At 60.2% G+C, this 23,435-nt stretch carries 19 protein-coding genes and 2 tRNA genes; 17 read left to right on the forward strand and 4 right to left on the reverse strand.

The window, feature by feature from the left end; all coding sequences use genetic code 11:
• Positions 1–187 precede the first annotated feature (187 nt).
• The 4 genes from ABHR75_RS00855 (at position 188) to typA (ending at position 3,514) form a co-directional block, all read left to right on the forward strand.
• Positions 188–688 (forward strand): bifunctional nuclease family protein, encoded by a 501-nt coding sequence (locus ABHR75_RS00855; RefSeq protein ID WP_346963407.1) that lies wholly within the window; start codon positions 188–190, stop codon positions 686–688.
• Positions 689–1,078, forward strand: coding sequence for a hypothetical protein (locus ABHR75_RS00860; RefSeq protein ID WP_346963408.1), 390 nt, complete (start codon positions 689–691; stop codon positions 1,076–1,078).
• 30 nt (positions 1,079–1,108) lie between these two features.
• Positions 1,109–1,558, forward strand: a complete 450-nt coding sequence (locus ABHR75_RS00865; RefSeq protein WP_089572580.1) for a hypothetical protein — start codon at positions 1,109–1,111, stop codon at positions 1,556–1,558.
• 117 nt (positions 1,559–1,675) lie between these two features.
• Complete coding sequence (gene typA, locus ABHR75_RS00870; protein WP_196026169.1) at positions 1,676–3,514, forward strand: translational GTPase TypA; 1,839 nt, start codon at positions 1,676–1,678, stop codon at positions 3,512–3,514.
• A gap of 129 nt (positions 3,515–3,643) precedes the next feature.
• Here typA and ABHR75_RS00875 read toward each other — a convergent pair whose 3' ends face one another.
• Both ABHR75_RS00875 and ABHR75_RS00880 read right to left on the reverse strand, forming a co-directional pair.
• A complete protein-coding gene (locus ABHR75_RS00875) occupies positions 3,644–4,792 on the reverse strand; it encodes a bactofilin family protein (protein ID WP_346963409.1) in 1,149 nt (382 codons plus the stop codon).
• Positions 4,793–4,897: 105 nt separating this feature from the next.
• Positions 4,898–5,587, reverse strand: a complete 690-nt coding sequence (locus tag ABHR75_RS00880) for a trimeric intracellular cation channel family protein (RefSeq protein WP_346963410.1) — start codon at positions 5,585–5,587, stop codon at positions 4,898–4,900.
• 304 nt (positions 5,588–5,891) lie between these two features.
• On the opposite strand from ABHR75_RS00880, the gene ABHR75_RS00885 reads away from it, so the two are divergent.
• On the forward strand, positions 5,892–6,899 hold the full coding sequence (locus tag ABHR75_RS00885; RefSeq protein WP_346963411.1) for a hypothetical protein: 1,008 nt from the start codon (positions 5,892–5,894) through the stop codon (positions 6,897–6,899).
• A gap of 188 nt (positions 6,900–7,087) precedes the next feature.
• Here the strand turns inward: ABHR75_RS00885 and ABHR75_RS00890 are convergent.
• Both ABHR75_RS00890 and ABHR75_RS00895 read right to left on the reverse strand, forming a co-directional pair.
• Positions 7,088–7,178 (reverse strand) — tRNA-Ser (locus ABHR75_RS00890).
• 48 nt (positions 7,179–7,226) lie between these two features.
• A tRNA-Ser gene (locus ABHR75_RS00895) sits at positions 7,227–7,317 on the reverse strand.
• 504 nt (positions 7,318–7,821) lie between these two features.
• Between ABHR75_RS00895 and rpsF the strand changes: the two genes are divergently transcribed.
• The 12 genes from rpsF (at position 7,822) to carB (ending at position 22,612) form a co-directional block, all read left to right on the forward strand.
• A complete protein-coding gene (gene rpsF / locus ABHR75_RS00900; RefSeq protein ID WP_006235831.1) occupies positions 7,822–8,115 on the forward strand; it encodes a 30S ribosomal protein S6 in 294 nt (97 codons plus the stop codon).
• Between the two features lie 48 nt (positions 8,116–8,163).
• Positions 8,164–8,616, forward strand: coding sequence for a single-stranded DNA-binding protein (locus ABHR75_RS00905; RefSeq protein ID WP_006235830.1), 453 nt, complete (start codon positions 8,164–8,166; stop codon positions 8,614–8,616).
• A gap of 72 nt (positions 8,617–8,688) precedes the next feature.
• On the forward strand, positions 8,689–8,955 hold the full coding sequence (gene rpsR, locus ABHR75_RS00910) for a 30S ribosomal protein S18 (RefSeq protein WP_006235829.1): 267 nt from the start codon (positions 8,689–8,691) through the stop codon (positions 8,953–8,955).
• 15 nt (positions 8,956–8,970) lie between these two features.
• On the forward strand, positions 8,971–9,510 hold the full coding sequence (rplI, locus tag ABHR75_RS00915) for a 50S ribosomal protein L9 (protein WP_138113615.1): 540 nt from the start codon (positions 8,971–8,973) through the stop codon (positions 9,508–9,510).
• 218 nt (positions 9,511–9,728) lie between these two features.
• Complete coding sequence (gene dnaB / locus ABHR75_RS00920) at positions 9,729–11,126, forward strand: replicative DNA helicase (protein ID WP_006235827.1); 1,398 nt, start codon at positions 9,729–9,731, stop codon at positions 11,124–11,126.
• A 93-nt stretch (positions 11,127–11,219) separates the two neighbouring features.
• Positions 11,220–12,506 (forward strand): adenylosuccinate synthase, encoded by a 1,287-nt coding sequence (locus ABHR75_RS00925; protein ID WP_006235826.1) that lies wholly within the window; start codon positions 11,220–11,222, stop codon positions 12,504–12,506.
• Between the two features lie 118 nt (positions 12,507–12,624).
• Positions 12,625–13,929, forward strand: a complete 1,305-nt coding sequence (gene purD, locus ABHR75_RS00930) for a phosphoribosylamine--glycine ligase (RefSeq protein WP_161160905.1) — start codon at positions 12,625–12,627, stop codon at positions 13,927–13,929.
• Between the two features lie 21 nt (positions 13,930–13,950).
• Entirely contained in the window at positions 13,951–14,646 is a 696-nt protein-coding gene (locus ABHR75_RS00935; RefSeq protein WP_195363837.1) for an NUDIX domain-containing protein, read from the forward strand.
• Between the two features lie 82 nt (positions 14,647–14,728).
• Positions 14,729–16,501, forward strand: coding sequence for an ABC transporter ATP-binding protein (locus tag ABHR75_RS00940; RefSeq protein ID WP_346963412.1), 1,773 nt, complete (start codon positions 14,729–14,731; stop codon positions 16,499–16,501).
• A gap of 19 nt (positions 16,502–16,520) precedes the next feature.
• Positions 16,521–17,486, forward strand: a complete 966-nt coding sequence (locus ABHR75_RS00945) for a hypothetical protein (protein WP_346963413.1) — start codon at positions 16,521–16,523, stop codon at positions 17,484–17,486.
• Positions 17,487–17,693: 207 nt separating this feature from the next.
• Complete coding sequence (gene carA / locus ABHR75_RS00950; RefSeq protein ID WP_346963414.1) at positions 17,694–19,199, forward strand: glutamine-hydrolyzing carbamoyl-phosphate synthase small subunit; 1,506 nt, start codon at positions 17,694–17,696, stop codon at positions 19,197–19,199.
• 98 nt (positions 19,200–19,297) lie between these two features.
• Positions 19,298–22,612: a carbamoyl-phosphate synthase large subunit gene (gene carB / locus ABHR75_RS00955; protein WP_346963415.1), complete on the forward strand. Its 3,315-nt coding sequence runs from the start codon at positions 19,298–19,300 to the stop codon at positions 22,610–22,612.
• Positions 22,613–23,435 lie beyond the last annotated feature (823 nt).

The raw sequence follows: 23,435 nt of genomic DNA on the forward strand, positions 1-23,435 counted from the left end.
CCATCAAAACGTTAAGAGCCCTGGGGCATTGCCTCGGGGCTTTTTTCTTATCTAACAGAAGTAGTCAAAATAGCCCCGTCCCAAATTAACTACTTTGATTTTGTGTGCTGGGCGAAAGATTGGGTAGTATAGCTATTCAATGCGGCGACCCTGCCGTGTGTTAACCGCTACGTACCGGAGGTGTTCCATGGTTCGTGTCGACATAGAGACCATCGTCATGGCCGCCGGTCCCGTGCCATCGCTTATCGTGCTTCGTGAGCGCTGCGGCAAGTCGGATTCGACGGCGCCCCTGCGTTCGCTTTCCATTCAGACCGGCTCGTTTGAGGCTGCGGCCATTAGCCGTGGTATCGATAGCGGTCGCGCCGAGCGCCCGATAACGCATGACCTGCTGCTTGACACCGTCGATGCCCTGGGCGCCAAGCTCGAGCGCATCGAGATCGTTCGTGCCGAGCCGCCCGTGTTTTACGCGACGGTTGTCGTGTTGGCCGATGGCAACGAGCATAAGATCGATGCGCGTCCCAGTGATGCCATTGCCCTTGCCGTGCGCAGCAATGCCCCCATGTTTGTGGAGGACGACATCATGAATCGCCTGGGCACCGTTTCTGCCCATGCCGAGGAAGTTGACGACGAGCGGGAGTTCGAGAAGTTCGACGAGTTCGTCCATACGCTCTCCCCCGATGACTTCTAAATGTGGGGCGGCCAGGCTGCGGAGCGTTCGCTGATGGCCGGCGGTATGTCGGCTGAGGCGGCGGCCATTGCGCGCGAGGCCCAGATGCGCTCGGAGGCTTCTGAGGCGGCGCGCATTGCCTATGTGACGCAGGCCCGCACGCTTCGCGAACGCCGCGGCTCGTTTATCAAGATGGTTGTCGTCTCCGCCCTTGTCGCGGTAATCTGTTCTCGTCTTCGTGGTACAGTTGGTGCGCTTGGGTTTTCGATTTCAACAGGCTTGGTAATCTGGGGTGCGGTCGATGCAGTCATGCTGACCAACCAGATCAAGGTACTCGACAAGCGCGCGATGGATATGATGCGCGCCCGCGACGCTGCCGCCAAGATCGCTGCCGAGGCACAAGAACTGTAACGACGCCGGATTCGATGGGAAGGTCTAGAGATGGCACAGGATATGCAGGACGCCGGTAACGTCTCCGCCGAGCTCGACGCCATGGTGTGTGACCTGATTGGCGCGTTCTTGGACGACCTTGCCGCCGGCGAGAATCCGGGCGTAGTTGTGGCGATCGAGGACGCTGCTTCCAACCGCTATCTGGCCGCGCTCGACGAGGATGGCGAGGAGGCGTGTCTCGAGGCCGCCACCAACTTTATCTCCGAGCACAAGATGGGTCTTAAGGACGAGGGCCTGGGCCGCATCGCCCGCTATGCCATCGGCTACACCGGCTGTGTCGAGATTGACGGTGGCTATCACGACGCTCTGCTCGTGAGCTTCTTTGAGACGACGCTCGAGAGCGGCTTTTCGGCATATGTGCTGTATGAGGGCATGGGCGCCGGCGATGGTTTTATGTGGAGCGACCCTGAACCTGCAGGTGAGGAAACCCCTCTCATCTAAAATCGCTAAAATAAACGAGTTTTCGGTAAAAGGCTCAATATTCCCGCTGAGCGTTGTGTTGCTGGGCGGGCCGCATACGTGTGCCGTTTGTATATGGATAGAAGATAGGGGAACTACATGCGCGTAGACAATCTGAGGAACATCGCCATCATCGCCCACGTCGACCACGGCAAGACGACGATGGTCGATAAGCTCCTGCGTGCCACGGACGCCTTCCGTGCCAACCAGCAAGTCGAGGACCGCGTCCTGGACTCTAACGACCAGGAGCGCGAGCGCGGCATCACGATTCTCGCCAAGAACATCTCTATCGAGTACAAGGACGTCAAGATCAACGTCATCGACACCCCGGGCCACGCCGACTTTGGCGGCGAGGTCGAGCGCGTGCTGCGTATGGCCGACGGCGCCCTGCTGCTGGTCGATGCCTTTGAGGGTCCCATGCCCCAGACCCGCTTCGTGCTGCGTCACGCTATCGACACCGGCCTCAAGATCATGATCGTCATCAACAAGATCGATCGTCCAGGTGCCAACCCCGAGAAGGCCTACAACGACTGCCTGGACCTTATGGCCGACCTGGGCGCCACCGACGACCAGCTTGAGTTCGCCATGGAGCACGTGGTCTATGCCAGCGCCATGAATGGCTTTGCCCGCCTTGACCCCAACGACGGCAACATGGACATGTATCCGCTGCTCGATATGATCATCGACGACATGCCCGCGCCCGAGGTTGACGAGAATGCCCCGCTGGCCATGCAGTGCGTGACCATCGACCACTCCAACTTCGTTGGCCGCATCGGTATCGGTCGCGTGTACTCCGGCGCCATTCACCAGGGCGATCAGATTCTGGTCGTGAAGAACGACGGCTCCAGCGCCACCGCTACCGTCAAGCAGCTCTTTACCTTCGACTACCTGGGCCGCACCGAGTGCCAGGAAGTCGGCGCCGGCGATATCGCCGCCGTCGTGGGTATTGACCGCACCGATATCGGCGATGTCTACACCGACCCCGAGAACCCCGTCGAGCTCGAGCCCATCGAGATCGACCCGCCGACCCTGTCCATCGTCTTTGAGGCTTCGACCTCCCCGCTCGTCGGCCGTGACGGCGACATCGTGGGCGCCCGTCAGCTTAAGGAGCGCCTGTTCAACGAGGCCGAGAACAACGTGACCATGAAGATCGAGGAGCTCGAGGACAAGAGCGGCGTCGAGGTCTCTGGCCGCGGCATTCTGCACCTGTCCGTCCTGATGGAGTCCATGCGCCGCGAGGGCTTTGAGTTCCAGGTCGGTCGTCCCCGCGTTCTGTTTAAGAAGGACGAGAACGGTAACAAGCTGGAGCCTGTCGAGCAGGCCGTCGTCGAGTGCCCGGACGAGTACTCGGGCAAGGTCGTCGAGGTCTTCGGTACCTCCGGTGGCATCATGACGAGCATGGACACCTCGGGCATCGTGACCCATCTTGAGTTCAAGATCCCGACCCGCGGCATCATGGGCCTTAAGAACCGCATCATGAACGTCACTCACGGCGAGGGCGTGTTCTACCACACCTTCCTGGAGTATGGCCCCTACGCCGGCGAGATCGGCAACCGTCAGAACGGCGCCATGATCTCCATGACCACCGAGAAGGCCGTTGCCTACGCTCTGGGTACGCTGCAGGAGCGCGGCCAGCTGTTCGTTGAGCCGGGCACCGAGTGCTACGAGGGCATGATCGTGGGCGAGCGCAGCAAGGCCGGCGACATGGTCGTCAACATCGCCCGTACCAAGAACCTGGGCAACCAGCGTTCCTCGACCTCCGATATCTCCGTCCAGCTGGTGCCGCCCCGCACCTTCTCGCTGGAGGAGGCGCTGGAGTACATCGCCGATGACGAGCTGGTCGAGATCACTCCCAAGAACATCCGCCTGCGCAAGCGTCTGCTCAACGCCACCGACCGCAAGAAGGCTGCCGTCCGCGCCGGCCAGGTCAACAAATAAGCGCTGGGGCTTATAACCGCCAACAAGAAAGGGCGTCGACCGCAATGGTCGGCGCCCTTTTTGGTGCAATGGGGTCAGGTTGCTTTGCACCACCACAAAGGTGCCTGGCCCTTTTGTGGTGGTTAGCGGCTAGGCGGAGGGAAGGCCCGGGGTGTTGGCGGCCTGCTGCGGCTTGAGGTGGGCGTTGCGCCAGATGATCTGGATAACGTAGCCGAGCATAAAGACAAAGGCCACGCCGCTGATGAAGCCGCCGATGAGGGGAAGTCCTGTGAGGGCGCCTGCGGCCACACCGCCGACGGCTGCCATGGCGTAGCGGTTCTGGTTATGTCCGACCATGCGAGCGATCGCGCAGCCCGCAAAAGCGGTGGAGACCAACGCGACGCCGATCACGGCGCACATGAGGGCTCCAGCAAGCGACAGGCCGGCAATCGAGATAATCAGCAACAATACGGCAGGGACAATGGCTACCGTACCCAGAAGACCGCTCATCCACAGGGGTGTGGGGCGCTGGTGGAGCATTCCGGCGGCGCTGGCGGTCGCACGCGGAAAGACGAGCTCGAGCAACAGAGCGATAAAGCAGGTCGAGAGTGCCGCGGCCACGATGCCGCCGATGATATCGTTAACCGTCGTGGCGGCGCTTTCGTTTTCGGTACGGTCGATCTTGAGCGCGCCGACCTCGGCTCCTGCGGCGCGCTCGGGGTCCTCGGAAACATGGGCGTTCACCGTGCCGGTGATGTGAGCGTTTTTGCCCAGGATGAGTTTGTCGGCCCAGACCTCGACATCGCCGTCGACGATGCCGTCGATGGTTACCGTACTGCCCGCGAGTGCTGCCGACTTGGCAGAGCCGCGCAGGGCAACCGTCTCGCCCATCGCGTAAAAACAGTTGGCGGCGCTACCGGTGTTGAGCACGACATGCTGACCGGCTACCGTCACGCTGCCATCGATTGCGGTTTTGGAGATATCGATGGTACGCGCCGCCAGGCGAACGGCTCCGCCTACAGTGCAGTCGCGAATCGACAAGCTCTCGCCTGCCGCGATAATATCGCGGCCGATGGAAGCGTCGTCTAGGTTAAGGCTTTGGCCGGCCCAGTACAGGTCGCTTTCGACGCCAGACGGATTTGAGTCAACTTCGGTTGCGAGCACGTTGCCCGCGGTGTCTGTACCGGCGAACGACGTCGTGGGAAGCGCGGTCAGCGCAAGTGAAATCAGTGCGAATAGGAGGGCGATGCGGCCACGCGTTTTGCGGCATCGGGACGACGGTTTTAGGTTGCAAGGCATAGTGAATCCTTCGTTAGATACTCGACATGTATCTAACAGGGTACCCAACGCGCGGGCGCTCTAAAAGAACCTCTCAGTTGCATTTCGGGGACGAGTCCGCGCTAGCTATTTTTTGCGATGCAAGAAGCGCGCGATGTCTTCTTCGGTGGGGCTTTTGATATCAAAGCGCAGCGAGAGCCAGCGCAGACCCATGGTCACCGCGACGCATACGACCAGCGCGGCGACATTGCTCATGATGCCGCTCATAACGAGACACACATAGCTTGTCGATCCGGCGATGGCGGCGATGGCATAAAAGTTAGTACGTTGGAAAATGCCCGGAACCACGCCCATAAAGCCGTCGCGCAACATGCCGCCACCCACCGCGGTAAAAAAGCCCATCATGATGCATACGGCCGGCGCAAAGCCATAAACCAGTGCTTTGTCCGCTCCGGTGGCGGCGTAGATGCCGACCGAGATGATGTCGAGCAATGGGATGAGTTTCTCGGGTTTATCGACGATTGCCGGGAAGATGTAGATGATGGCCGCCGTGGCAATGGAAAGCGGGAGTGCCATCGGCTGATTGAGGATGTAGACGTTGCCCACCTGCAGCGTCATGTCGCGTAAAAGACCGCCGCCCAGGCCACAGACCACGGCGAGTGCGACCGCGCCCACCAGGTCGAGCTTGTGCTCGCGCGCGACCAGCACGCCCGAGATCGATGCCGCGACAACGGCGAACATCTCGAGCCAAAAGGGGATAGCGACCATGGCATCCGAGGCATGTGAGGTAACGGTTATAGCGGCGGCGACGGGCAAGATGGGTTCCTTTGAGTTACGGGTTTGGACAATGCCCGTACATAGTACATGTTCGGCGCCGATTGCGACCCTATTGCTCGGCAAACGGTCGGGACTGGGCGCGGGCGTGGCGCTGCTGGAATGCCAGGGATCCAAAACATGTACGTCACCCTCCAAAAACGACATTTTTTGACATCTTCGGAGGCTGACGTACATGTTTGGATTGAGCTCACAGCATGAGTGAGCTAATTTACTCACATCCGGTATATTCCCCCACTTCAACGGACATAAGAGTTGGATACCGGCTCAGAGCGAGAGGCCCTCAATGGATACTCCTGTTCTCATTTCGCATAAAACCGCATGGCTTGTCCATCATGTGCCCCAGAATTTGGTTCAATCTCTTGCGCGGCACGACTACCAGATAGGCGCACGAGGCATCTCCACCCAGCAACGCGTTGCGCGCATACGACAGGCCCTTACCGACTGCGGCATTCCGTCCGATATGCTCAAGACTATCGATATCTCGGTTGTATTCGAATTCGAGCGAATTCGCACCAAAGGCGTCATTTGCCACATTCTTGGACAAAATCTTCCCTACGAGCATATTGACGAGTTGACGCCCGGAATTTTCATCACTGACGAAGCCTTCACCTTCGTGCTCGCTGCCGAGTGGATGGATAGGATCGAATACCTCGAATATGGCTATGAAGTTTGCGGCGATTATCGCATGGGGCTCAATCCCGCCGACCCTTATACCGAGCAACCGGCTACCACCTCCAAGGATGAAATAACCGAACTGCTCGATCGGCACCCCGGCAAACCCGGTGCCACACGTGCACGGCTCGCGCTCAGACACATCTACGATCACTCGGCCTCGCCTATGGAGACCGCTTCGGCAATCGCCCTCTCGCTCCCAACAAGCGAAGGCGGCGTTGGCATCCGAGGTATCGAACTCAACAAACCGCTCGAGATCCCTCAACGTCTCTGGCATTGCGCCAAAGCTCGAACACTCAAAATCGATGCGCTCGTTACCTACAAGCGCAGGGAGCTCGGTATCGAATATAAGGGCGGCTTTCACGATGAGTTCGAGCGCAAGGGGGCAGATGCGGAGCGAGAGGCCGTTCTCTCCCAAATGGGATATCGAATCGTTACGCTCACTTCGGCTCAGTTCGGTAGCCAGCTCGCCTTTCACCGCGCCATGAACAACATTCGCGAAGCACTCGGCATGCCTCGCTGTACCGACACCGGGTACCAGCGAGAGCAAAACGAACTACGCAAGGCGCTTATCCGCAACTGGAAAGGCATGCGAGACGAAGAGGCGCCTTCCGAATAGTGCCACTCCCGTGAGCTCAATCCAAACGTGTACGTCAGCCTTCAAAGATGTCGAAAAATGTCGGTTTTGGAGGGTGACGTACATGTTTTGAGGGAGGGGCGGGTTCGAATCCCTCCTCCTCCGCCGTATTTGCTTGTAAGGGACTTAAAAGAAAAAAGCCCCCGATCTGGGAGCTTTCTCAACCAAAATGGCGGAGGAGGAGGGATTCGAACCCTCGTGACCTTATACAGGCCAAACGGTTTTCGAGACCGCCGCATTCAACCACTCTGCCACCCCTCCGCGTGGGGTAAAAACAAAGCAGGCTCGAAGGCCTGCTTTGGAATTAACTGGCGGAGAGTCAGGGATTTGAACCCTGGAGACGCTTTTGACGCCTACACGATTTCCAATCGTGCTCCTTCGGCCACTCGGACAACTCTCCGTTAAATGCGAAAGTCAGTATACACGAGGAATCGCAAAGTGCAAACAGAAAAGTTGGCATTTTTTAAAACGCTTGGCCGCGTTTGGCGTTGCAGCGGGGTTTGAGATGCCAAAAAACGGCTTCCGACCAGCGTAGTTGATCAACTCAATTGTTCAAAAGGGGTATTTATAAGCGATTTGGCAATGAATTTAAAAATCTTTGGGTGGTGCTGTGGGCCACTGGTATGCATTTTGCGACCACAACCATGCGCCCGTTGACCTGCGACTTGGCTCAGCTTGTCCTCACGACACCGTATCTTGTCCACAGATCCGTCAAGCTTTTGGTCAGCATTTGGTTGGAATGCGCATGAAACGTCGTGCGAGTATGGGCATATGTGGAGGTCATGAGGTTGTAGCTGCATATTCTTGCAGCCTAGGAGGTTGAAAGATATTATTACCAAGTCTTTTCCTGCTTCAGGCGCACCTTCACGACCTGAAGCCACATTTGCCCAGAGGAGGTGACAATATGAAGGCTTATGAACTGCTGTTCTTTGTTGACCCGTCGCTCGACCCCGAGACTCGTCTCGCTGTTATGAAGCGTATCGATACCACGATCGCTGAGGGCGCTGGCAAGGTCGACTCCGTTGACGAGTGGGGCAAGCGCAAGCTCGCCTACGAGATCAACGACCTCACCGATGGTGACTACACCCTCATCAACTTCCACGCAGATCCTACCCAGATCGCCGAGCTTGATCGCGTCCTGCGCATCACCGACGCTGTGGTCCGCCACATGATCGTCCGTCGCGACGACCAGGAGTAAGACTGTCGTTTTGGACTGGGCTTGTGCCCCAAGAGGAAGTAGTGAGTTATGAGCATCAATCGAGTGAACATCACCGGTAACCTCACCCGCGATCCCGAGCTGCGCGCCACCGCCGGCGGAACCCAGGTTCTGTCCTTTGGCGTTGCCGTGAACGATCGTCGCCGCAACGCGCAGACTGGCGAGTGGGAGGACTATCCCAACTTTGTCGACTGCACCATGTTCGGCACCCGCGCCGAGGCCGTGAGCCGTTTCCTGGCAAAGGGAAACAAGGTCGCGATCGAGGGCAAGCTGCGCTACAGCTCTTGGGAGCGCGACGGCCAGCGCCGGAGCAAGCTTGAGGTCATCGTCGATGAGATCGAGTTTATGAGCTCCCGTGGTGGCCAGGGTGGCTACGATCAGGGCGGTTACGCCCCCGCAGCTCCCGCGCCCGCAGCACGTCCTGCCGCGCCGGTGGCTACGCCGCCCGCGGTCGACGTCTACGATGAGGACATCCCGTTCTAAGGGTTGTTCACCTATTTTTGAGTGAGAGGCGGCTTCGGTTCGCCGAAGTTGCCAAATGAAAGGTATTTTGACATGGCTAATGATTTTTCTGCACGTCAGCCGCGTCGTAAGTACTGCCAGTTCTGCAAGGAGAACACTGAGTTCATCGACTATAAGGACACTCAGCTTCTCCGTAAGTACATGACCGACCGTGGCAAGATCAAGCCCCGTCGCGTCACTGGCGCTTGCACGCAGCATCAGCATGACATCGCCAACGCCATCAAGCGCGCCCGCGAGATGGCTCTCCTGCCGTACACCGTCCCCGTGGTTTCCTCTCGTGGCAACCGCGACCGCGGCTAAGAAGGGAGACGCATCATGAAGGTTATTCTTCTCGATGAGATCAAGGGCAAGGGCGGCGAGGGTGACGTCGTAGAGGTCGCTCAGGGTTACGCTGAGAACTTCCTGTTCCCCAAGAAGCTCGCTGTTGCCGCCACCAAGGGCAACCTCAAGCAGCTTGACGAGCGTCGCAACAACATCGCCAAGCGCGAGGCCGTCCGTCTGGCTACCGCCAACGAGACCAAGGCTGCCTTCGAGGGCAAGACGGTCACCGTTGACGTCAAGGTCGGCGACGAGGGCATCCTCTTTGGCTCCGTTACCGCCGCTATGGTCGCTGACGCCATCAAGGCTCAGCTCGGTATGGACATCGACCGCAAGCGCGTCGAGCTCGGTAAGCCCATCAAGGTTGCCGGTGCCCACACCGTTGCCATCTCGCTGTACCGCGAGATCAAGGCCGAGGTTGTCGTTCTCGTCGGCGTTACCGCCGAGGAGCTCGCTGCCGAGGCTGAGGTCGAGGAGGCCGCTGAGGTCGCCGAGGCCGAGACCGCCGAGGTCGAGACTGAGGCTGCTGCCGAGTAGCATTTGCTGCAACGCAACAATCTTGTTCTAAGAAGGGCGCTCTGGGAAACCAGGGCGCCCTTTTGTTTTTTGCGCTGAGTGAGTGTCATGGTGAACGTTGCGTCGAAGTCCTATATACAGGACCGTTCATCCGTTTGGTTCGGTGATGATTGGCGGCGCGCGGCGCGTTTTGGGACCGTGGCTGATACTATGGATGCTCGCAAGCGATATGAATGAGGATGCTCATGGCATATGACGATAGGGAGACGGGGCTGACGGTCGAGGACCGCGGCTCAAAGTTGGGTCTTCCCCAAAACCAAGATGCAGAGGCCAATGTACTGGCCGCTATGCTGCTATCGCCCGAGGTGGTCGAAGAGGCCCAGGTCGAGCTGCAGCCCGATGATTTCTACCGGCCCATTCATAAGACCATCTACACCGCGATGGTCGATATGTACAACAGCCGCATTCCCATCGACTCCATCTCGCTGATCGATTACCTGCGAAGCATCAACAAGCTCGATGCCGTGGGCGGCGAGGCCTACATTTTGGAGCTGATGGGTCAGACTCTGTCGCTCGTGAACTGGCAGCACCATGCCGCCATCGTTCGTCGCGATTCGATGCTGCGCGAGCTGATCGGCGCCACCAACGAGATCAACGCGCTGGCATATAACGCCCCCACCGACACCAAAGAGGTCGTGGAGCTAGCCGAGAGCAAGCTGCTCAAGGTCACGGCACGCGAGGTCAAGTCGAGCTACAAGACGCTGACCGAGTTTATGGTTGAGGCCTATAACGAGGCCGAGGAAGTGTGTCAGGCCGGTGGTCAGGCTGCGGGCGTGCCCACGGGCTTCCCGTCACTCGACCGCATGCTCATGGGCTTCCGCGAGGGCCAGCTCATCATTATCGGCGCCCGCCCTGCTGTGGGTAAGACGTCGTTCGCCCTGAATCTGGCGCTCAACGCTGCCGCTGCCGGTTATACCGTCGGCTTCTTCTCGCTGGAGATGTCGGGCAAAGAAATTGCCCAGCGTCTGATTTGCGCCTACGCCATGATCTCGATCAGTGACTTCCGCATGGGCCGCATTAGCCCCGAGCAGTGGGCCAATATCAACGAGGCCACGCAGACCTTGTCCAAGCTCGATATTCTGATTGACGATACGCCCGGCACCACAGTGACCGAGATTCGCGCCAAGAGCCGCCGCATGCTCCATAACAAGGAGAAGGCAATCATCATCCTGGACTACCTGCAGCTGGTGAGTCCTCCGCCGGGACGCCGCTCCGAGAGCCGTACCGTCGAGGTTTCGGAGATGTCGCGTGGTCTGAAGATCATGGCCAAGGAGCTCAAGATCCCGCTCATCGCGCTGTCGCAGCTCTCGCGTCAGGTCGAATCCCGTACCGGCAAGCGCCCGCAGCTTTCCGACCTTCGTGAATCGGGCTCCATCGAGCAGGACGCCGATATCGTTATGTTCTTGGACCGCTCCGCCGACGAGGCCGAGGCCTCGCGCGACGATCGACCCGACGAGGGCGTTACGCGTATCGTCGTGGCCAAGAACCGTTCGGGCCCGATCGGCGACGTCGATCTGATGTTCCTGCCGGCATCCACCAAGTTCTATGAGCTTGATGGGGCACATGCCGAGGAGTAGGACAGGCGCCCGTTGCACGGGTATACTGGGAATGTTTTGTGCTTCTGCGTGCCGGCGTGGCGCGTAGACAGTCCATGAATGTAAGGAGTAAACATGCCGTCAACCGTTTTGGTCGGTGCCCAGTGGGGCGATGAGGGCAAAGGTAAGATTTGCGACCTGGTCGCCGGCGACTTCGATGCCGTCGTGCGCTACTCGGGAGGCAACAACGCCGGCCACACCATCGTCGTCAACGGCAAGAAGTACGGCCTGCACCAGGTGCCCTCCGGCATCATGTATTCCGATCACGTGTCGGTGATCGGTAACGGCTGCGTCGTCAACCCCAAGGTTGTCCTTGAGGAGATCGATATGTTCGAGGCCGACGGCATCACCACCAAGAACCTCAAGATTAGCGGCAACGCGCATGTCATCATGCCGTACCACATCGATCTGGATGGCGCCTTTGAGCAGAAGCTCGGCAAGAAGAACATCGGTACCACCAAGCGCGGCATCGGTCCGTGCTATCAGGACAAGATGGCGCGCATTGGCCTGCGCATGCAGGACATGCTGGACGAGGCACTGTTCCGCGACAAGCTGGAGACCGCTCTCGCCCGCGTGAACCCCGAGCTCGAGCTCATCTACAACCTGCCCACCTACACCGTGGACCAGATTTGCGACGAGTACCTGCCGATGGCCGAGCGCCTGCGTCCCTACATCACCGAGACGAGTCTGCTGCTCAACAACATGATTGACGAGGGCAAAGACCTGCTGTTTGAGGGCGCCCAGGCGACGCTGCTCGACATCGACCACGGTACCTATCCGTACGTGACGTCTTCCAACTGCACCGCCGGCGGCGCCATCACCGGCTCCGGCGTCGGTATGAAGAACGTCGACCGCGTACTGGGCGTCATGAAGGCCTATATCACCCGCGTCGGTTCGGGCCCCATGCCCACCGAGCTTTCCTATGAGTCCGAGGCCGGTCACACGCTGACCGAGGAGGGCTACGAGTACGGCGTGACCACCGGTCGCCGTCGTCGCTGCGGCTGGTTCGACGGCCCCATCGCCAACTACGCCTCGCGCGTCAACGGCCTCACCGATATCGCCATGACCAAGCTCGACGTGCTTTCGGCTTTCGACACCATCAAGGTGTGCGTGGCCTACGACGTCGATGGTGAGCGCTATACCAGCGTGCCCGAGCATCAGGTTCGCTTTGAGCACGCCAAGCCCATCTACGAGGAGCTTCCTGGCTGGAAGTGCGATATCACCGGCTGCCGCAGCTTTGAGGAGCTGCCGCAGGAGGCTCAGGACTACGTGGCGTTTATCGAGGATCTGGCACACACCCGCGTGACGTTCATTGGCGTTGGCGCTGGTCGCGAGCAGATCATCAACCGATTCTGGAAGTAATCGGGACTATTTGGTTATTGCGATATACCCCTTTGCAGCCCGGACGGGCGGCCGAGGGGTATATTTGCTTGCAAAGGGCTCGCGCGGAGCGGGCCGTTCATCCATAGAGGAGGCACCCTTGAAGGCGGACACTCAAACCATCGACATCCTGTTGTTGGGCAGCGGCGGCCGTGAGCATGCTTTGGCAGCTAAGCTCGCAGCATCACCGCGCGCCGGCAAGCTCTACATCGCGCCGGGTAACGGCGGCACCGCGAGCTGCGGCGAGAACGTTGTTCTCGACGACTGCGATCCTGCGGCCGTGGCGGCGTTTGCGCAGAGCCACGGATGCGGACTCGTGGTAATTGGCCCCGAGGCTCCGCTCGTGGCGGGCGTGGCCGACGCCGTGCGCGCGGCGGGTATTCCCTGCTTTGGCCCGGGTGCCGAGGGCGCCCAGATGGAGGGCTCCAAGCTGTTCTCCAAGCAGCTCATGGAGCGTGCGGGCATTCCGACGGCAGCCTATGGTTCGTTTACCGACGAGGCTTCGGCTCTCGCCTACGTGCGCGAGCAGGGCGCCCCGCTGGTCGTGAAGGCCGACGGCCTTGCCGCGGGCAAGGGCGTTATCGTGGCGACCGAACTTGAGCAGGCCGAGGAGGCCGTGCGCGAGTGCTTTGGCGGCACCTTTGGCGATGCCGGCAACACCGTGGTTATCGAGGAGATGCTCGTTGGTCCCGAGTGCTCGCTGCTGGCCTTTACCGACGGCAAGACCGTGCGCCCCATGGCCACCTCGCAGGACCACAAGCGTGCGCTCGAGGGCGACAAGGGCCCCAACACCGGTGGCATGGGCGTCTACAGCCCGGTGCCCATCGTGACCGATGAGGAGCACGCCACCATGGTGAAGGTCATGGAGCAGACCGTGGCCGAGCTCGCTGCCGAGGGTATCGACTACCGCGGCTGCCTGTACGGCGGCTTTATGCTCACGCCTGCCGGCCCCAAGGTGCTGGAGTTCAATGCCCGCTTTGGCGACCCCGAGACGCAGGTCGTTCTGCCGCGCCTTAAGAACGACCTGGTCGAGGTCATGTTGGCTTGTGCCAACTGCGAGCTCGACCAGATTGAACTCGACTGGCGTGACGAGTGGGCCGTGGCCGTTGTCCTGACGAGTGCGGGTTATCCCGGCAGCTACGAGAAAGGCAAGGTCATTACCGGTATCGCCGATGCCGAGGCCATGGAGAACGTGACCGTGTACCACGCGGGCACTGCCGTGGTGGACGGCCAGCTCGTGACCAATGGTGGCCGCGTGCTTGCCGTGACCGCTCTGGGCGACACGTTCGAGAACGCTCGCAACCTTGCCTACGAGGCCTGCGAGAAGATTGATTTTGAGGGCAAGACCCTGCGTCACGATATCGGCCTGCGCGCGCTGCGCGGCCGCGACGCCTGGGATGCCTAAAATCCGAGAGGAATGAGACGGATGGACGAGAAGAACGAAGAGCTCGTGGACGCGCAGATCGTCGAAGAGGACAGCCGCATGTATGGGCACGCCGAGGGCGAGCCTGGTGGCGAGGTCGCTGACGAGCCGGCGCTGGTGCTGGGCGACGACGACCCGCACGATGCCGAGCTGCACGAGAAGATTCTTTCGGAGGAGTGCGCCTGGAAGGGCAAGATCCTCGACGTCCACCGTCTTGAGGTTGAGCTGCCCAACGGTCACCGCAGCGCCCGCGATATCGTTCGCCATCCGGGTGCGGCGGCCGTTGTGGCACTGACCGAGAGCGGCAAGATCGTACTGGTGCGTCAGTACCGCACCGCCATCGACCGCGTGACGGTCGAGATTCCCGCCGGCAAGCTCGATCCAGGCGAGGACCCGCTCGATTGCGCCAAGCGCGAACTGCACGAGGAGACGGGCTTTAGGGCTGGTCGTATTCGCTTTTTGACGTCGATTGTCACGTCCTGCGGTTTTTGCGATGAGATCATCCACATCTACTTGGCCACCAAGCTCGAGTTTGATGCGCCCAACCCCGATGATGACGAGTTTGTCAACGTGGACCTGGTGCCGCTGCACGAGCTGATCGACGCCGTGCTCGACGGCAAGATCGAAGACGCCAAGACCGTCGTGGGCGCCTTGGCCTGCGATAGCATCGCGCACCGCCTTGGGGGCACGGAGCTTTAACGAGTGGGGATAGCCCTGGGACAAGTACTACTGATTGCTTTGTCCCAGGGCCTTACGTTGCTGATATTTCTTTGAGGATCACATGCTGAAGAGGTTTCTTTCGTATTACAAGCCCCAGATGGGGCTTTTTGTTGCTGATACTGTTTGCGCTCTGGTGCTTGCTGCCATTGACCTTGCGTTTCCTATTATTCTGCGCAATTTGACCGGTGGGCTGTTTACCCAGGGCCAGGCTGCCATTATGCAGGCGCTCGGTATGATCGCGGTGGGGCTGGTGCTGATGTATGCCGTTCGCTGCGCCTGCCGCTACTTTGTGAGCTACTGGGGCCACGTGATGGGTGCGCGCATGGAGTCCAAGATGCGCGAGGACCTGTTTGACCAGTACGAGCGCTTTAGCTTTGCGTACTTCGACCGCAACAGTTCGGGCGACATGATGAGCCGCGTGGTCAACGATCTGTTCGATATCTGCGAGGCGGCGCACCACGTGCCCGAGTGGATCATCATCTGCGGCATCGAGATTATCGGCTCGTTTGCGATCCTCTTTACCATTGCCCCGGTGCTGGCGCTCGCCATGGCCGTGGTGACGGCGGCGTTTGCGGTCATCATGTTTTGGCAGAACATGCGCATGCGCGAGGTCTTTAGCGACAACCGCAAAAAAATCAGCGGCATCAATGCCCAGCTGCAGGATTCGCTGGCGGGCATGCGTGTGGTCAAGAGCTTTGCCAATGAGGAGACCGAGCGTGCCAAGTTCCGCGCCTCAAACAATCGCTATCTTTCGTCCAAAGAGAACATGTATCACGCCATGGGCGTCTATACCGCGACGTATGGCCTGCTCTCGGGTGTGCTCTATGTGATCGTGGTGCTGCTGGGCGGCTGGCTGGTCGCCCAGGGACAGCTGCAGGCGGTCGATATGGCGACCTTTGCACTCTATATTTCGCTGTTCTGCACGCCGCTTGAGACGCTCGTCAATTCGGCCGAAACGTATCAGAAGGCTATCGCCGGCTTTAAGCGTATGGACGAGGTGCTCTCGACCGCGCCGGATATCCAGGACAAGCCGGGCGCCACGGATCTGCAGGTGACTGCCGGCGCCGTGGAGTATCACGACGTGTGCTTTAACTACGAGGACGTTGAGCTGGGCGAGGGCGATGCCGACGAGCGTCCCGTTATCGACCATATGGATCTGTCCATCAAGCCCGGGCAGACCATCGCTTTGGTTGGCCCTTCGGGCGGTGGCAAGTCCACGACCTGTTCGCTGTTGCCGCGCTTTTATGACGTGGCTGCTGGATCCATTAGCATCGACGGCCAGGACGTGCGTGATGTGACGCAGCAGAGCCTGCGTCGCGCCATCGGCCTGGTGCAGCAGGATGTCTATCTGTTTGACGGTACGATTGGCGAGAACATCGCCTACGGCAAGCCGGGCGCCACGGCGGAAGAGATTGCCGAGGCGGCCCGTCGCGCCAACATCGATGCCTTTATCGAGTCGCTTCCACAGGGCTATGACACGGTCGTGGGCGAGCGCGGCAGCCGTCTTTCGGGCGGACAGAAGCAGCGCGTTGCCATCGCGCGCGTGTTTCTCAAGAACCCCAAGATCCTGATTTTGGACGAGGCGACGAGTGCTTTGGATAACGAGAGCGAGGAGGCGGTGCAGGAGTCACTCGAAGAGCTGGCACGCGGCCGCACCACGATTATCATCGCCCACCGTCTTTCGACCATTAAGCATGCCGATGAGATTGCGACCGTTGAGCATGGTCGCGTTGTGGAGCGTGGCACGCACGAGGAGCTTCTCGCCCGTGGCGGCACCTATGCCCGTTACTATCGAATGCAGTTCGAAGGTGCGCGTGCGCACGAGCTCGACTGATTGATATGACAGGAAGATCATGGCTGATAAGAACCCTTTGACTCCGGAAGAAGTGACGGAGTTATTCTCCGAAATCGATGCATCCGGCGTCTTGGATCCTACGCTTGCCAAAAAGCGTACCGAGCGCATGCGCGAGAAAGAGGCCGCCGTCAAGCGCGGTGACAAAGCGGCGCTAGCGCAGCTGCGCAGCGAGGACCGCGCGAGCCAGGCAAAACATATCGACCCGCTGTCCGAGGACGATCCTTCGGGCTCGCAGGTGAGCCATACCATTACGAAGACCGCGATGGCCGTGGTCATCGGTATTTTGGTGCTGATCGTGGGCATGCAGATTGGCTACGGCGTGATGCGACGCCTGAACACCGCCAACCTGTCCGAGAGCGTTTCGGTCGATACCGTTTCGACGGCGCTGAAGGGCGGCCTTGAGTGGGGCAACGGCTTTACGCAGTTCCCGCTCGACTTCACCGTCGATGAAGCCGATGAACGCACGGGCACGGTCGAGGTGACGGTGTTGGACACATCGTCTGCCAACGAGCTCGAGCTGCTGTCCAACGGGCAGATCCAGGCCGCGGCGCTTGCGACCAACGCGCTGCTCAACGACAAGATCGACCGCGTGGTGTATAACGTTCACGCCTATATCGACGAGGATAGCAACATTCAGCACGATTCCTTCTTTGGCATGTTCCCCGCGCGGGGCCACCAGAGTGCCATTTTGACGTTCGTGTGGACCAAGAGCTCATCCAACGCCACGAGTATCGACTGGAAGATGCGCATCGTGAGTATGGATGACACCATCGCCGAACGCATTCAGAAGCAGGTGAACTCGGTGTCGTCGTTGATTGAGGACCCGGTGGTTAGCCAGACCAAGATTGACGAGGAAAAGGCCGAACGTGACCTGGAGCATCGTCTGCATGGCCGCGAGATTTTCCGCGGTGGCAAGCCCGATCGCTCACCGTCCGATTTGCTGGAGCAGGACAAGAGAAAGTAAGACGTCATCATCCCGCGTGAGCCACAAGCCTCGCGGGATGATTTTTTAATCCCCGTCCCAGAAAAATCATTATGCATAGAAAGTCATAATTATCATTTCGTAAACATTTCGATGAAATTAACGCCATGAGGCATGCTTGCGGTTATAATACCGCGAGGCCTAACTACACACCTTTAAACCGGTCCTGTGAGACCGGGAAGGAGAACTATGGCGAACAACCATACCGCGGGCGCTGCCGCCCGCACCTTCGCGCCCAGCGAGCTTTGCCAGCGTATGCTGGCCAAAACCAGCAAGGGCACCTGCGGTCCCTGCATCCTGTATCTTGAGGATGGGACCATTTTTTATGGACGTGCATGCGGCGCCGAGGGCACCGCGACCGGCGAAGTCTGCTTCAACACCTCGCTCGAGGGCTACTTTGAGGTCATGACCGACCCGAGTTATGCCGGCCAAATCGTAACCATGACCTATCCGCAGATCGGCAACTACGGTATCGACGAGACCGACGTCCAGTCGGCCCTCCCCGGCGACGCCGTGCGCCCCGCGAGCGCTCCGGCTATGCGCGGCATGATCGTTCGCGACATGTGCGCCACGCCTTCTAACTGGCGCTCGGCCGTAAGCGTGCCGGAGTACCTGCGCGCTCATGGCATCGTCGCTATCGAGGGTGTCGACACCCGCGCTCTGGTGCGCCATCTGCGCGACAATGGTTCCAAGATGGGCATTATCTCGACCGAGATCTTCGACGTCGACGAGCTTGCCGAGCGTCTGGCCGCAGCGCCCATGCTGGTAGGCGAGAACCTGGTCAAGACCGTAAGCTGCCCCGCGTCTCACGAGTTTGTGGCCGCCGACCTGCCTGCCACGCATGACTTTGCACTTGCGGCTGCCGCCCCTGCCCGTCACAAGGTGGTCGCCTACGACTGCGGTGTGAAGCGCGGTATTCTGGAGGGGCTGGTCCGCGCCGGCTGCGACCTTACCGTCGTGCCGTGGGATACGCCCGCGAGTGAGGTGCTCGACATGAATCCCGACGGTGTCTTTTTGTCCAATGGCCCCGGCGACCCCGACGCCGTGGTGGAGACCTACGAGCAGGTGCAGCAGCTGATCGGCAAGGTACCGGTCTTTGGCATTTGCCTTGGTCACCAGATGATCAGCCTGGCCTGCGGTGCCCAGATGGAAAAGCTTAAATTCGGTCACCGCGGTGGCAACCAGCCGGTCATGAACCTGGTAAGCCGTCGCGTGGAGATCACCGCGCAAAACCATGGCTTTGGCCTGCTGTTTCCCAGCTTGGGCAAGCTTGTCCCCGAGCTTTCCGGCGGCGAGACCGAGCATGCGGCCGATGGAGATCTGCGCGTCTGGGTGCGCCGCGGAATCGCGCCGGTCGTGATGAACGAGCGCTTTGGCCGCATTCGCCTGACACATGTGAACCTCAACGACGGCACCGCCGAGGGCATCCAGCTGCTCGACGCCCCGTGCTTCTCGGTCCAGTACCACCCCGAGGCCTCGCCTGGCCCCACCGATGCCCACTATCTCTTTACCGCCTTTACGCGACTCATGGACGGCGAGGAGAACTACCTGGACATCGACACCGCGAAGGACCGCCTTGCCGGCTGGAATTTTGCCGACGATGGTTCCGCCGTTCTACCGAACGGCGGACCGGTCGACGCTGCGGCTGCATCTGGCACATCATCTTGCCGCTCTGCTTCGGTCGCGCGGGCATAAGCCCAGCGCGCCCTCGCATCACGGCAACCTGATGCACCAGCTGCACCCTCGCTGACTTTTCCAAAACATTGAGTCAGCCTCTCTAGGAGGTTTTAAACATGCCGAAACGTACTGACATCAAGCGCATCCTCGTCATTGGCTCGGGCCCCATCGTTATCGGCCAGGCCTGCGAGTTTGACTACTCCGGTGCCCAGGCCTGCAAGGTGCTCAAGGAGGATGGCTTTGAGGTCATCCTGGTCAACTCCAACCCGGCGACCATCATGACCGACCCGGGTCTTGCCGACCGCACCTATGTCGAGCCCATCACCGCCGAATTTATCGAGCGCGTAATCAAGAAAGAGCGCCCGGACGCGCTGCTGCCCACGCTGGGCGGCCAGACCGGTCTGAACGCCGCCGTCGAGCTGGCAAAGGACGGTACGCTCGACAAGTACGGCGTCGAGATGATCGGCTGCGACCTGGCCGCTATCGAGCGCGGCGAGGACCGCAAGCTCTTTAACGAGGCCATGGCCGAGATCGGCCTGGAGGTCGCGCGCTCGGGCTATGCCTACAGCGTGGCCGACGCCGAGGCTATCGCCGAGCGCGTGGGTTATCCCTGCGTACTGCGCCCGAGCTTTACCCTCGGCGGCGCCGGCGGCGGCATCGCTCACACCCACGAGGAGCTCGTCTCCATCGTGAGCCAGGGCTTGGAGCTCTCGCCTGCCCACGAGGTGCTGGTCGAGGAGTCCATCGAGGGCTGGAAAGAGTACGAGATGGAGGTCATGCGTGATCACGCCGGCAACGGCATCATCGTGTGCTCCATCGAGAACCTCGACCCCATGGGCGTGCATACCGGCGACTCCATCACCGTGGCGCCGGCGCAGACGCTCTCCGACCTTGAGTATCAGCGCATGCGCGTGGCCTCGCTCGCCATTCTGGAGAAGATCGGCGTCGAGACCGGCGGCTCCAACGTGCAGTTTGCCGTGAATCCCCAGACCGGCCGCCTGATCGTCATCGAGATGAACCCGCGCGTGAGCCGCTCGTCCGCCCTCGCTTCCAAGGCCACGGGTTTCCCCATCGCCAAGGCCGCCGCGCGCCTGGCCGTGGGCTACACGCTCGACGAGATTGTCAACGACATCACCAAGGCTACGCCCGCCTGCTTTGAGCCCACAATCGACTACTGTGTGGTCAAGGTGCCGCGCTTTGCCTTCGAGAAGTTCAAGGGTACCGACCCCACGCTCACCACACGCATGAAGGCCGTGGGCGAGATCATGGCGATTGGCCGCACCTTTGAGGAGGCCTTTGGCAAGGCCATGCGCTCGCTGGAGGACGGACACCAGGGCATTTGCGCCGGTGGCAAGGAGGGTGCCGACAAGCTGAGCGACGATGAGCTCGCCCAGGCCGTGGCCACCCCGACCGAGCATCGCATCTTCTTTGTGGTCGAGGCCCTGCGCCGCGGCTGGGACGTTGCGCGCATCCATGCTATCTGCGGCATCGATCCGTGGTACCTCAACCGTATCAACGACATGGCGCAGGTTCAGGAGAGCATCCGCGGCCTGCGTGTGGAGGATATCGACGCCGACGCGATGCGCCTGCTCAAGCAGTACGGCACGAGCGATGCCGAGATCGCCGCGCTGACCGGCTCGGACGAGCGCTTTGTGCGCGCCTACCGCAAGGGCCTGGGCGTGGTTCCCAGCATGAAGACGGTCGATACCTGCGCTGCGGAGTTCTCGAGCGCCACGGAGTACCACTACAAGACGTACGAGAACATCTACCGCACGAGCCCGGATGCCAAGAAGTGCGTGGCTCCCGACGAGACCACGCCGGCGGACAAGCCCAAGGCGATGATCCTGGGCGCCGGCCCCAACCGCATTGGCCAGGGTATCGAGTTCGACTACTGCTGTGTGCATGCGAGCTATGCACTGGCGGCCCGTGGTTTTGAGACCATCATGGTCAACTGCAATCCCGAGACCGTCTCGACTGACTACGACACGTCCGACCGCCTGTACTTTGAGCCGCTCACCTACGAGGACGTCATGGATGTCATCGACGTTGAGCGACCCGACGGCGTCGTGGTGACGCTCGGCGGCCAGACCCCGCTTAAGCTGGCGCGCATGCTCGAGGAGAGTGGCGTCAACATCATGGGCACCAAGTCCGATGCCATCGACTTTGCCGAGGACCGCGAGCGCTTTGCCGCCCTGCTCGACAAGCTGGGCATCATGTACCCGCCGGCGGGTCAGGCCACCTCGTTTGAGGAGGCCGAGGCCGTTGCCGCACACATTGGCTACCCGCTGCTGGTACGTCCGAGCTACGTGCTGGGCGGCCGCGGCATGATGATCGCCTACGATGCCGAGCACCTGCGCGATTACATGGCCGAGGCTGCGCGCATTAGCCCCGACTACCCGGTGTACCTGGACCGCTTCCTGGAGGGTGCGATCGAGTCCGATGTCGACGCCCTGTGCGATGGCGAAGAGGTCTACATTGGCGGCATTCTGGAGCATATCGAGGAGGCTGGTATTCACTCTGGCGACTCCGCGACCTGCATCCCGCCGTTCAGCTTTAGCGAGAGCCTGCAGGCAAAGCTTCGCGAGACCACGCGTCGCATCGCGATGGCGCTGGGCGTACGCGGCCTGGTCAACGTGCAGTACGCCATCAAGGGCGAGACCGTCTACGTGATCGAGGCCAACCCGCGTGCCAGCCGTACCGTGCCGTTTATCTCCAAGGCCACCGGCGTGCCGCTGGCCAAGTGCGCGGCGCGTATCATGGCGGGCGATTCCATCGCGAGCCTGGGCCTGCCGAGCGACGAGCGTCAGCTCGATTGGTTCTGCATGAAGGAAGCCGTTATGCCCTGGGGCCGTTTCCCGGGAGCCGACGTTATCCTGGGGCCCGAGATGAAGTCGACGGGCGAGGTCATGGGTATCGCCAAGAGCTATCCCGAGGCATATGCCAAGACGCAGCTGGCGATCGACTACAAGCTGCCCGATCCGAGCTGCGGCAAGGTGTTCATCAGCGTGTGCGACCGCGACAAGCGTCACATCCTTTCGGTCGCGCGTATCCTGCGCTACCTGGGCTTTGATATCTGCTCTACCGAGGGCACGGCGCGCGTGCTGCGCGGCGGCAACGTGACGTGTGAAGTCGTGGAGAAGATCAGCGGCCCGCACGACGGCGAGCGTCCCAACATCGGCGACCTCATCGCCGATGGCAAGATTGCGGTAATCATCAACACGCCGTACGGTCCGGGCTCGCGTGGCGATGGCTACCTGCTACGTACCGAGGCCGTGCGTCGCGGCGTGACCTGCGTGACGGCGATGTCTGCCGCCAACACCTACGTGAGCGCCATCGAGGCGGTGCGCGAGGACCAGCAGGGTCACGGCAGCGCCAACGACATGGGCATGGACGTCATCGCCCTGCAGGACCTGCCGCAGCACACGGTGTAGTGTGACCTGTCCGGCCGGGGCGGAGGGGGCCGAGTTTCCCCCTTCGCTCCGGCTGCAAGCAGAGTCGCTCAGTGGCAAATTCGGCCCCCTCCGCCCCGGCCTGCGGTGACTTGGCTGCACCGTGTGCTGCCGAAGGGGCTTTGCGCGATGACTAGGGCTGAATAAAAAGTGAGCGTGGGCTCTGTCGTTCATTCGAACGACAGAGCCCACGTTTTGTATGGGGTCTCTTGGCGAATTTTCATTCGCCAAGAGACTTTTTGCTATGGGGGAGACATGTCCCTGGACAGTTAGTTCAGATACGTATTTTTTTAAAGGCTGACGAAGGTCGATTTGGGGTCAAATGAGCCGTTTTTGGCCTTCTGGGCCGACAGAGGCGCTCGCTCAAGGGCGAGAATAGCCCATTATTGGGTCCAAAGTGGCTCCAAACCAATCCATTAATGCCAATTGGCACGGCCAAATAATACGTATCTGAACTAACTGTCCACCACCACCCTCCGTCAACCTTCCATTCCAACCAAAAACAGCCAAAGTACGTCATGGTAATTCCCGGTGGGTCGCGGGGTGGCGGATACGACTTTCCCTCAGGATAATTCGCGAAGCCCGTTTTCCGAGGAAAGGTATTGGTTATGTAATACCAGTTAAACAAGTAAAACTATGCTTAAGTGGTATCTGGCTGGAGAACCAATTGGTATGGTTGGTTAGACCCACTTCGCCATCTACGTTCATTTTTATACCGCTGGGAGAATTCCAAACTTAATTTGCGCAACTGCTCATGTATGCTGATTCAACCTTATAGGTGGCTATCTGGTTACTACCAGTTGAC

It is taken from the genome of Collinsella aerofaciens, assembly GCF_039752955.1.
In the GTDB taxonomy this organism is placed as follows: domain Bacteria; phylum Actinomycetota; class Coriobacteriia; order Coriobacteriales; family Coriobacteriaceae; genus Collinsella; species Collinsella aerofaciens_BI.

Bases quoted from the DNA above. Each gene is read 5' to 3' on its own strand.
- ABHR75_RS00855 (WP_346963407.1), top strand. From the start codon at position 188: ATGGTTCGTGTCGACATAGAGACCATCGTCATGGCCGCCGGTCCCGTG.
- ABHR75_RS00860 (WP_346963408.1), top strand. From the start codon at position 689: ATGTGGGGCGGCCAGGCTGCGGAGCGTTCGCTGATGGCCGGCGGTATG.
- ABHR75_RS00865 (WP_089572580.1), top strand. From the start codon at position 1,109: ATGGCACAGGATATGCAGGACGCCGGTAACGTCTCCGCCGAGCTCGAC.
- typA (WP_196026169.1), top strand. From the start codon at position 1,676: ATGCGCGTAGACAATCTGAGGAACATCGCCATCATCGCCCACGTCGAC.
- ABHR75_RS00875 (WP_346963409.1), bottom strand. From the start codon at position 4,792: ATGCCTTGCAACCTAAAACCGTCGTCCCGATGCCGCAAAACGCGTGGC.
- ABHR75_RS00885 (WP_346963411.1), top strand. From the start codon at position 5,892: ATGGATACTCCTGTTCTCATTTCGCATAAAACCGCATGGCTTGTCCAT.
- rpsF (WP_006235831.1), top strand. From the start codon at position 7,822: ATGAAGGCTTATGAACTGCTGTTCTTTGTTGACCCGTCGCTCGACCCC.
- ABHR75_RS00905 (WP_006235830.1), top strand. From the start codon at position 8,164: ATGAGCATCAATCGAGTGAACATCACCGGTAACCTCACCCGCGATCCC.
- rpsR (WP_006235829.1), top strand. From the start codon at position 8,689: ATGGCTAATGATTTTTCTGCACGTCAGCCGCGTCGTAAGTACTGCCAG.
- rplI (WP_138113615.1), top strand. From the start codon at position 8,971: ATGAAGGTTATTCTTCTCGATGAGATCAAGGGCAAGGGCGGCGAGGGT.
- dnaB (WP_006235827.1), top strand. From the start codon at position 9,729: ATGCTCATGGCATATGACGATAGGGAGACGGGGCTGACGGTCGAGGAC.
- ABHR75_RS00925 (WP_006235826.1), top strand. From the start codon at position 11,220: ATGCCGTCAACCGTTTTGGTCGGTGCCCAGTGGGGCGATGAGGGCAAA.
- ABHR75_RS00935 (WP_195363837.1), top strand. From the start codon at position 13,951: ATGGACGAGAAGAACGAAGAGCTCGTGGACGCGCAGATCGTCGAAGAG.
- ABHR75_RS00940 (WP_346963412.1), top strand. From the start codon at position 14,729: ATGCTGAAGAGGTTTCTTTCGTATTACAAGCCCCAGATGGGGCTTTTT.
- ABHR75_RS00945 (WP_346963413.1), top strand. From the start codon at position 16,521: ATGGCTGATAAGAACCCTTTGACTCCGGAAGAAGTGACGGAGTTATTC.
- carA (WP_346963414.1), top strand. From the start codon at position 17,694: ATGGCGAACAACCATACCGCGGGCGCTGCCGCCCGCACCTTCGCGCCC.
- carB (WP_346963415.1), top strand. From the start codon at position 19,298: ATGCCGAAACGTACTGACATCAAGCGCATCCTCGTCATTGGCTCGGGC.